Annotated in this window: 8 protein-coding genes and 1 riboswitch; of the genes, 4 read left to right on the forward strand and 4 right to left on the reverse strand. The window is 70.1% G+C overall.

What is annotated here, in order from left to right; all coding sequences use genetic code 11:
- Nucleotides 1-373 precede the first annotated feature (373 nt).
- The 3 genes from IE107_RS31280 to IE107_RS31290 all read right to left on the reverse strand — a co-directional run bounded on the left by IE107_RS31280 (nucleotide 374) and on the right by IE107_RS31290 (nucleotide 2,835).
- Nucleotides 374-1,153 carry an enhanced serine sensitivity protein SseB C-terminal domain-containing protein gene (locus IE107_RS31280; protein WP_189547738.1) on the reverse strand — a complete coding sequence of 260 codons (780 nt, stop codon included), beginning with the start codon at nucleotides 1,151-1,153 and terminating at the stop codon, nucleotides 374-376.
- 179 nt (nucleotides 1,154-1,332) lie between these two features.
- Nucleotides 1,333-2,103, reverse strand: coding sequence for an enhanced serine sensitivity protein SseB (locus IE107_RS31285; RefSeq protein ID WP_189547739.1), 771 nt, complete (start codon nucleotides 2,101-2,103; stop codon nucleotides 1,333-1,335).
- A gap of 36 nt (nucleotides 2,104-2,139) precedes the next feature.
- A complete protein-coding gene (locus tag IE107_RS31290; protein ID WP_189547740.1) occupies nucleotides 2,140-2,835 on the reverse strand; it encodes an AAA family ATPase in 696 nt (231 codons plus the stop codon).
- 159 nt (nucleotides 2,836-2,994) lie between these two features.
- A riboswitch (glycine riboswitch) is annotated at nucleotides 2,995-3,092 on the forward strand.
- Nucleotides 3,093-3,234: 142 nt separating this feature from the next.
- Between IE107_RS31290 and gcvT the strand changes: the two genes are divergently transcribed.
- The 4 genes from gcvT to IE107_RS31310 all read left to right on the forward strand — a co-directional run bounded on the left by gcvT (nucleotide 3,235) and on the right by IE107_RS31310 (nucleotide 7,642).
- Entirely contained in the window at nucleotides 3,235-4,350 is a 1,116-nt protein-coding gene (gene gcvT, locus IE107_RS31295) for a glycine cleavage system aminomethyltransferase GcvT (protein ID WP_189547741.1), read from the forward strand.
- Between the two features lie 92 nt (nucleotides 4,351-4,442).
- On the forward strand, nucleotides 4,443-4,820 hold the full coding sequence (gene gcvH, locus IE107_RS31300) for a glycine cleavage system protein GcvH (protein WP_189547742.1): 378 nt from the start codon (nucleotides 4,443-4,445) through the stop codon (nucleotides 4,818-4,820).
- A gap of 20 nt (nucleotides 4,821-4,840) precedes the next feature.
- Entirely contained in the window at nucleotides 4,841-6,100 is a 1,260-nt protein-coding gene (glyA, locus tag IE107_RS31305) for a serine hydroxymethyltransferase (RefSeq protein ID WP_072486820.1), read from the forward strand.
- A gap of 159 nt (nucleotides 6,101-6,259) precedes the next feature.
- On the forward strand, nucleotides 6,260-7,642 hold the full coding sequence (locus IE107_RS31310) for an L-serine ammonia-lyase (protein WP_189547743.1): 1,383 nt from the start codon (nucleotides 6,260-6,262) through the stop codon (nucleotides 7,640-7,642).
- Nucleotides 7,643-7,825: 183 nt separating this feature from the next.
- Here the strand turns inward: IE107_RS31310 and IE107_RS31315 are convergent, their stop codons facing one another.
- Nucleotides 7,826-9,109 (reverse strand): cytochrome P450, encoded by a 1,284-nt coding sequence (locus IE107_RS31315; protein WP_229867383.1) that lies wholly within the window; start codon nucleotides 9,107-9,109, stop codon nucleotides 7,826-7,828.
- Nucleotides 9,110-9,595 lie beyond the last annotated feature (486 nt).

Below are 9,595 nucleotides of genomic sequence, written 5' to 3' on the forward strand. Positions count from 1 at the left end.
AGTCAGTCGTACACAGAGGCGGCAAGACGCCCTTGCTGCGGGAGTCTTCATTGCCGTCACCACAGGTAGCCAGACCGGCAGACGAATGGATGCCTAACCGTGATGCGGTCCTGGGTGTTCCGTTATCCGGACGGATGTGAACGCCCCCCGAACACAGGTCAGTTGAGGCGTAAGGGGGGCAGGCGCGCAGATTCGCGGCGCTTTCACCACCAGATGTACTCAGCCCGGAGAACTCGGACACGAGCCGGCCGGACGAGGTACCGGGCGGTGAACGCGCATACACATTCGGGGAGTTGGCGCTTTACGGCCGCGTTACGGGAATCCAGTACACAAACGCACTTCCGGACCGCGGGGTGCAACGACCCCGAAAGGGTCAGTACGTGCCCTGCGGCGGGTAGCCGTAGCCCGCGGCAGGAGCCGCCGGGGCGTGCGCCTCGCGGTCGTAGAACGGGCGGGCGTTGGCGCGCAGCCACATCGCGACCGGGTCGTACTCGTCGGACATCGCGACGGTGGAGACGGGCAGCCCGTCCGGAACGGCGGAGATCGACTGCTGCATCATCGCGCGCGCCGCGTCCACCGAGGGCGGGCTCGTGTCGTAGAGGTCGAGGCCGATGGTGAGGTACGGGGCCCCGAGGGCGGGCTGCACCCAGGCGCGGCGCAGCGAGCGGATCGCGGGGGTGCGGTGGGCGTTCTGCGTGAGCAGGGCGTAGAACTGCGGGATCTCGATCGCCGGCTCGGTGAGCCGGAGCGGGCCCGCGGGCATCCGGTCGAGGCCGGTGGCGATCCGGCGCAGGTCCAGCCAGGGGATGCCGACGCCACCGCCGGGGGCGTGCGGGTTGAGCCAGATCCCCCAGCGGTCGGGGAAGAGGGCGCGGGCGATGTCCAGGCCGCCGACCAGCTCATGGGCGCGGTTCCAGCCGCTGGCCGAGAGCTCCTGGGCGGAGGTCACACAGGGGGCGTAGCCGAGGCCGTCGACCTCCATGTTCCCGTACTGGGCGTCGGGCGAGCCCGCCTGACCGTGCCAGAGGAGCATCCAGATCCGGCCGTTCGCGACGGCCTTCAGCAGTGCCTCGTACGCGTCGTAGCGCCCGGGCGTCACTTGGCGCAGCATGTGCTCGACCTGCCCGGCCGCCGCGGTGCCTGACGCACTCACCTGGTCCCGCCCCTCTTCGATCCACTGTGTCGGCCGGCCGCTCCCGGGCACACGGGCGCGGCATGATGCCGAGGCACCAGCCATGAAACCAGCTTATGCGCCGGTCCTGACACCGACTTGACGCCATGGGTCGAAGCGGTGTTCCACGCCGGTGGCCGCTGCGGGGGCCGCGCCGGGGGCTACTGGCCCGCCCGCCGGTAGAACGGCTTGATCTTCTCGCGCATCCAGTCGCCGACCGGGTCCTGTGCCACATCGAGCAGTACGAGATTGACCGGCCAGGGCACCTCGACCCGCCCCAGAGCGCGGCCGAGGGCGTCCATCGGGGCATTGTGCCCCGCACCCTCCCAGGTGGAGAGCTCGACGCCGACGAAGAGGACGGGGTCGCCGCCCTCGATGCTGGCCAGCGCCCGCCGGGCGGAGAGCACGACGCCGCTCTCCTCGAATTCGCCGGCCGCCGCGGCGAGGAAGTCGACCGGCTCCTCCTTCCAGTCCGGTTCGTACATCCGGACCCTGCCACCGCCGGCCGGGCCGTCCAGCGCGGTGCGCCCGGCCCGGCAGAGTTCGGCCACGGCGGGGGGCGGCAGCGGCACCCCGACCGCGCCGCCGGGGTTCACGGCGATGCCGAGCTGCGGGGGCAGACCGCGGGCGAAGTCGCGGGCGGGCGCGACGGTGAAGGACATGTGGCTGCCGACGCAGGCGAGGAACTGCTGCTCGGAGCTGAACACGGGGACGTACGCGCCGCCCTCGATCTCCAGCGTCGGCAGGTCCAGGTCCGCCGAGTCGGGTCCGCCGCCGTTGGGCAGCGGCACCCAGACCTCGCTGCGTCCGAGCACCTCGACGAGCCGTCCGCCCGCTTCGGGGACGCCCACCGAGGCCATCAGTATCTCTTCGAGCTCATTGGCCGGCCATCCGCCCTGCGGATGGGACTGGACCTGTGCCGGGATGTCCACTGCTTCCCTTTCTCGCCCACGCTTTCCGGCAGAAGATTAACGCCCGGCCCCGAGCCGCCCGTCCGTGAAGACGATCCGGCCGATCCGCCCCGCGGCCTCCCGGTCCAGCAGCACCGCCGAGGCGCACCCGGGGGGCAGCAGGCCCGTCTCGGTCGCCCTCAGCAGCCTGCCCACCGCCCTGCGGTGCCGGGCGAAGGCGTATCCCGATACGCCACGTCCGCGCTCGCGCTGGCCCTGCTTGGCGGTCTGCGGCGTGACGTCGAGCAGGACGAGGTGCAGGGCCCGGCCCCGGCGCCGGGCGGCACGGGCCAGCCAGCCGCGCACCCACGACTGCGTCCCGCAGTCATGGACGACGACGGACTCCCCGGAGCGCAGCACCCGCCACAGCCCCCAGTAGTGGGCGGCGCGGACGAGCGGGCGGTAGAGGGCGTACGGGAGTAAGCGGGGCATGATCCGCGCCCAGCGGTCACGGGTGTCCTGGGAGTCGATGGCGTGCGACGTCGTCACCGCCCGCCGGATGAGCGTCGACTTGCCGCTGCCGGGCAGGCCGGAGACCACCACCACATCGCCCGGGGCGAAGCACAGGCCGCTCGGGGTGCGCCCGGACCGCTCCCGCAGATCCCGCACCACGGGCGCGTGCGTGCCCGCCGCTCGTCTCGCCGGGACCCCCGGCTGTGCGGGCATCGCGCCGTGCGCGACCCCCGCGGTCGTCGCGTACCGCTGCAACGTCATCGCGCTCCCCCTGTCGGCTCACCCCACGTATGCCCATGAAGTGTAAAGAAAAGGTAATGCGGCACAACCGTCCGCGCCGCTGAATTCCGGTGGGGGACCGACGCCCCACTCCGGCGCGATGCGTGCGATGATGACCCGGCCAACTGCATAAAGGCCGTTCGAATCCGCGCGGGAGAGTTCCGGTCACCGCATGTGCCGGGCGCCGAAGGAGCAAGTTCCTCCCTTGAATCTCTCAGGCCCCGTACCGCGTGGATGAGGCAGATCTGAAAAGCGGGCCGCTGCGCGGCTCCACCCAAGGTGCAAGCCGAAACCCTTCCAGGGGCTCTCGGCGAACCTCTCAGGTTCCGATGACAGATGGGGAGGGATCGTCCTCGTCGTCATGCCCCGGGAGTCATATCCATGAGCACCGCCCCCCGCCTCACCGCCCTCGATGCCCTGCACCGTTCGCTGGGCGCGACCATGACCGACTTCGCGGGCTGGGACATGCCCCTGCGGTACGCCAGCGAGCGCGACGAGCACAACGCGGTGCGCACCAGGGCCGGTCTCTTCGACCTGTCGCACATGGGCGAGATCACCGTCACCGGCCCCGCGGCCGCGGCCTTCCTGAACTTCGCGCTGGTCGGCAACATCGGCACGGTCGCCGTGGGCCGCGCCCGCTACACCATGATCTGCGCCGAGGACGGCGGCATCATGGACGACCTGATCGTCTACCGGCTGGGCGAGACCGAGTACATGGTGGTCGCCAACGCGGGCAACGCCCAGATCGTGCTGGACGCGCTGACGGCGCGGGCCGAGGGCTTCGACGCCGAGGTGCGCGACGACCGCGACGCGTACGCGCTGCTCGCCGTCCAGGGCCCCGAGTCCCCCGCCATCCTGGCAGCCGTCACCGATGCCGACCTGGACGGCCTGAAGTACTACGCCGGGTTGCCCGGCACCGTCGCGGGTGTCCCCGCGCTGATCGCGCGTACCGGCTACACCGGCGAGGACGGCTTCGAGCTGTTCGTCGCCCCCGAGCACGCCGAGCAGCTCTGGAGGGCGCTGACCGAGGCGGGCGCCTCCCACGGCCTGATCCCGTGCGGGCTCTCCTGCCGCGACACGCTGCGCCTGGAGGCGGGCATGCCGCTGTACGGGCACGAGCTGACGACGGCGCTGACCCCGTTCGACGCCGGTCTCGGCCGGGTCGTGAAGTTCGAGAAGGAGGGCGACTTCGTCGGCCGCAAGGCCCTGGAGGCCGCCGCCGGGCACGCCGAGACCGCCCCGCCCCGCAAGCTGGTCGGGCTGGTCGCCGAGGGCCGCCGGGTGCCGCGCGCCGGCTTCTCCGTGACCGCCGGCGGCGAGGTCATCGGCGAGGTCACCTCGGGCGCCCCGTCGCCCACCCTGGGCAAGCCGATCGCCATGGCGTACGTCGACGCCGCGCACGCCACGCCCGGCACCGCGGGCATCGCAGTGGACATCCGGGGCAGCCACGAGCCGTACGAGGTCGTGGCGCTGCCGTTCTACAAGCGCCAGAAGTGACGTCCGCGCACCTCGGAAAGTGACGCAGTCGCGTCTCACACCGTAAGACCACCGTTCATCAGCACTCCCCCGCGTACAGGAGAATTCAGGTCATGAGCAACCCCCAGCAGCTGCGTTACAGCAAGGAGCACGAGTGGCTGTCGGCCGTCGAGGACGGTGTGGCCACGATCGGCATCACCGAATTCGCAGCCAACGCGCTCGGCGATGTCGTCTACGCCGACCTGCCCAAGGTCGGTGACACGGTGACCGCGGGCGAGACCTGCGGTGAGCTGGAGTCGACCAAGTCGGTCAGCGACCTGTACTCCCCGGTGACCGGCGAGGTCACCGAGGCGAACCAGGACGTCGTGGACGACCCGTCGCTGGTGAACTCCGCTCCCTTCGAAGGCGGCTGGCTGTTCAAGGTACGCGTCGCGGAGGAGCCGAAGGACCTGCTCTCCGCCGACGAGTACACCGAGTTCTCCGGCAACTAAAGACCCCAAGGGACCACCTGATGTCGCTTCTCAACTCCTCCCTCCACGAGCTGGACCCGGACGTCGCCGCCGCTGTCGACGCCGAGCTCCACCGACAGCAGTCCACCCTCGAAATGATCGCCTCGGAGAACTTCGCTCCGGTCGCGGTCATGGAGGCCCAGGGCTCCGTCCTCACCAACAAGTACGCCGAGGGCTACCCGGGCCGCCGCTACTACGGCGGCTGCGAGCACGTCGACGTCGTCGAGCAGATCGCCATCGACCGTATCAAGGCGCTGTTCGGCGCCGAGGCCGCGAACGTCCAGCCGCACTCCGGTGCGCAGGCCAACGCCGCCGCGATGTTCGCACTGCTCAAGCCGGGCGACACGATCATGGGCCTGAACCTGGCCCACGGCGGCCACCTGACCCACGGCATGAAGATCAACTTCTCCGGCAAGCTCTACAACGTGGTCCCGTACCACGTCGACGAGACCGGCGTCGTGGACATGGCCGAGGTCGAGCGGCTGGCCAAGGAGTCCAAGCCGAAGCTGATCGTCGCCGGCTGGTCCGCGTACCCGCGCCAGCTGGACTTCGCCGCCTTCCGCCGCATCGCGGACGAGGTCGGGGCGTACCTGATGGTCGACATGGCGCACTTCGCCGGTCTGGTGGCCGCGGGTCTGCACCCCAACCCGGTGCCGCACGCCCACGTCGTCACGACCACCACGCACAAGACCCTCGGCGGTCCGCGCGGTGGCGTCATCCTGTCGACGCAGGAACTCGCCAAGAAGATCAACTCGGCGGTCTTCCCGGGCCAGCAGGGTGGTCCGCTGGAGCACGTGATCGCGGCCAAGGCGGTCTCGTTCAAGGTCGCGGCGACCGAGGAGTTCAAGGAGCGCCAGCAGCGCACCCTGGACGGCGCCCGCATCCTCGCCGAGCGCCTGGTCCAGCCGGACGTCACCGAGGTCGGTGTCTCCGTGCTGTCCGGCGGTACGGACGTCCACCTGGTCCTCGTCGACCTGCGCAACTCCGAGCTGGACGGCCAGCAGGCCGAGGACCGGCTGCACGAGCTGGGCATCACGGTCAACCGGAACGCCATCCCGAACGACCCGCGGCCGCCGATGGTCACCTCGGGCCTGCGGATCGGTACGCCGGCCCTGGCGACCCGCGGTTTCCAGGCCGAGGACTTCACCGAGGTCGCGGAGATCATCGCCGCCGCGCTCAAGCCGTCGTACGACGCGGACGCGCTGAAGGCCCGTGTCGTCGCGCTGGCCGAGAAGTTCCCGCTGTACCCCGGCCTGAAGTAGTCCGGACACGTTCCGGCAACACGTTGGGGCGGGGCACCGCGCACACTGAACAGTGAGCGCGGTGCCCCGCCCCATGCCCCCGCTCTTCGGGCCGCCCGGCCCGGCATGTACCGCACCACCGGCAGACGACGATGTCTACCAACCCCTGAGGAGTCACCCGTGGCCATCTCGGTCTTCGACCTGTTCTCGATCGGCATCGGCCCGTCCAGCTCCCATACGGTGGGCCCGATGCGCGCCGCCCGTATGTTCGCGCGCCGTCTGAAGAACGAGGGCCTGATCGCGCACACCGCCTCGATACGCGCCGAGCTGTACGGCTCGCTCGGTGCCACCGGTCACGGCCACGGCACCCCCAAGGCCGTCCTGCTCGGCCTGGAGGGCGAGTCGCCGCGCACCGTCGACGTGGAATCCGCCGACGAGCGGGTGGAACAGATCCGCACCACCGGCCGGATCAACCTCCTCGGCATGCACGAGATCGACTTCGACGCCGACGAGCAGCTGGTCCTGCACCGCCGCAAGGCCCTCCCGTACCACGCCAACGGCATGACGGTCTTTGCCTTCGACCGCGAGGGCGCCCCGCTCCTGGAGAAGACCTACTACTCGGTCGGCGGCGGCTTCGTCGTCGACGAGGACGCGGTCGGCGAGGACCGGATCGTGCTCGACGACACCGTGCTGAAGTACCCCTTCCGCACCGGCGACGAGCTGCTGCGGCTCTCCCGGGACACCGGCCTGTCCATCTCCTCGCTGATGCTGGAGAACGAGCGGGCCTGGCGCACCGAGGACGAGATCCGCTCGGGCCTGCTGGACATCTGGCGCGTCATGCAGGCGTGCGTCTCGCGCGGCATGTCCCGCGAGGGCATCCTGCCCGGCGGCCTCAAGGTCCGCCGCCGCGCCTCGACCACCGCCCGCCAGCTGCGCGCCGAGGGCGACCCGCAGACCCACGCGATGGAGTGGATCACCCTCTACGCGATGGCGGTCAACGAGGAGAACGCGGCGGGCGGCCGGGTCGTCACCGCGCCCACCAACGGCGCCGCGGGCATCATCCCGGCGGTGCTGCACTACTACATGAACTTCGCGGCCGGCGGCGCCACCGAGGCCGAGAAGGAGGACGGCGTCGTCCGCTTCCTCCTCGCGGCCGGGGCCATCGGCATGCTCTTCAAGGAGAACGCCTCCATCTCCGGCGCCGAGGTCGGCTGCCAGGGCGAGGTCGGCTCCGCCTGCTCGATGGCCGCGGGCGCCCTCGCCGAGGTCCTCGGCGGCACCCCCGAGCAGGTCGAGAACGCCGCCGAGATCGGCATGGAGCACAACCTGGGCCTGACCTGCGACCCCGTCGGCGGTCTCGTCCAGATCCCGTGCATCGAGCGCAACGGCATGGCCGCGGTCAAGGCTGTGACGGCGGCGAAGATGGCGCTGCGCGGTGACGGCAGCCACAAGGTCTCCCTCGACAAGGTCATCAAGACCATGAAGGAGACGGGTGCGGACATGAGCGTGAAGTACAAGGAGACGGCGCGCGGCGGGCTCGCGGTGAACATCATCGAGTGCTGAGGAGGCGCTGAAGGGGCGCCCCGGCCCTCGTACCGAGTGCCGAGGGAGCATCACGTCCCGGCGCGTCGAGTGCCGGGGGAGCGCCCGGGGCCTCCCTCGGACACACTGACGAGCGTGGCGCCGTACGCGCTCGCGCTCGCCATGGCGCCGGTGGGCCTGATGGAGTCCCCCGGTACGGGCTTCTCAGCGCAGGTGCACCGGCAGCGATTCGATGCCGTAGACGATGGACAGCTTGCGGAAGGCCAGGTCCTGGGGCGGAACGGCGAGCCGCATCCCGGGGAACCGGCGGACCAGGGCCGGGTAGGCGGTACGCAGTTCCATGCGGGCCAGTTCGGCGCCTACGCAGCGGTGGATGCCGTGACCGAAGGCGAGGTGGCCGCCCGACGGGGTGCGGTGCGGGTCGAAGCGCCCGTCGTCCGTGACGTACCCGGCATCGCGGTTGGCGCCGCTCAGCGAACAGAGCACCATGTCGCCCTGCGGGATGACCACACCGCCTATCTCGATGTCGCGGCGGGCGAACCGGGGGAAGGCGATCTGCACCGCGGAGAGGTAGCGCAGCACCTCCTCGACGAAGGGGGCGGTCATGGCGTCGTCGGTGCGTATTCGCTCCAGAACGTCCGCGTTCTGCAGCAGTACGAGAGAGCCGAGGGCGATCGTGCTGGCGGTCGTCTCGAACCCGCCGGTGAGCACGCCGTCTGCGAGGCCCGCGAGTTCCTCGTCGTCGACATGGTCGCCGTGCTCCCGCACGATCATGCCGAGCAGGCCGTCGCCCGGCTTCTCGCGCTGTGCCTTGACGACACCCCTGAAGTACTCCAGCGACTCCGACATCGCGCCGAAGGGTGCGGTCGTTCCGGCAAAGAGGTCGAAGCGGTCCATGGCGAGCTGCTGGAAGTCGTCGCGGTCCTCGTAGGGCACCCCGAGCAGCTCGCAGATCGTGAGGGAGGGGATCGGCAGCGCGAACTCCTGCACCAGGTCGACCGGGCCCCTGGCGGACGCCATCGCGTCGAGGCGCTCCTCGACGATGGCATCGATCCTGGGGGTCAGGCGCCGCAGCCGGCGCATCGTGAACTCCGGGGTCAGGATGCGGCGCAGTCGCGTGTGCACGGGAGGATCGCTGAACCCGAGCCCGCCGGGACTCTGCTCGGCGGCCACTCCGGCGTTCGTCGCGAGGTGGGCGAAGTCGGTGCTGAACCCGTCGGCCGAACCGAGAACGGCCTTCGACTCCTCGTAGCCGCTGACCACCCAGGCGTCCATACCGAACGGCAGCGAGACCTTGTGCACCGGCCGCTTCGCCCGGGTCCTGGCCAGTTTGTCCACCGGGTCGAGGCCGTTCCTGCGCAGCATCATCAGCAGGTCGTCGGGGAGCAACCGGACCGTCGAGGATCCGATCCCGTACTTCTGGATCCTGGACAGATAGGTGCGCCCGATCCGGGCGGTTATACGAGAGCGGAACGTCGTAGTAGTCAATCTGCACTCCATGAGTCGTCGCGCGGTCCGCACACATGGTGCGGACGTGAAAGAGCTGTGCAGCAGGCGCGGATGTGAATAGTGGCCGGCGGCGACACGGCTTGTGCCAAACGGCATTCTGTCTCAGAGCATGAACAACCGGCGCCCCGGCAGCACCGGATCCGCCCGGATCCGCCCGGCGGCGATCCGTCGGCGGCGGTCTGTAGTCGTGCGTGCGGTCGCGCACACGGTAGTTGCGGTCGCGCACGTGGTCGCGCCTGCGGTCGCGCCTGCGCCGTGAAGCTCGCCGCCGTTGGTTCTGTCACAGCCTCTCAACAGCACCGTTGGCCCCAATTGCATCAGGAGCCGAGAAGTTGATAGGCATGAGGGAAGATGAGTTGATGCAGCTCGGCAGGGGGATTGAATGAAGTTCGACATGGGGGCGCAGGTTCTGACGAATCTGTCGTCGAAGTCGCGTGGGTCGAGTGATGATCTGGGTACGTTGAT

The organism is Streptomyces gelaticus (genome assembly GCF_014649535.1).
Classification (GTDB): domain Bacteria; phylum Actinomycetota; class Actinomycetes; order Streptomycetales; family Streptomycetaceae; genus Streptomyces; species Streptomyces gelaticus.

Excerpts from the sequence above, each read along its gene's own strand:
- IE107_RS31290 (WP_189547740.1), bottom strand. The coding sequence starts at position 2,835 with ATGACGTTGCAGCGGTACGCGACGACCGCGGGGGTCGCGCACGGCGCG.
- gcvT (WP_189547741.1), top strand. The coding sequence starts at position 3,235 with ATGAGCACCGCCCCCCGCCTCACCGCCCTCGATGCCCTGCACCGTTCG.
- gcvH (WP_189547742.1), top strand. The coding sequence starts at position 4,443 with ATGAGCAACCCCCAGCAGCTGCGTTACAGCAAGGAGCACGAGTGGCTG.
- glyA (WP_072486820.1), top strand. The coding sequence starts at position 4,841 with ATGTCGCTTCTCAACTCCTCCCTCCACGAGCTGGACCCGGACGTCGCC.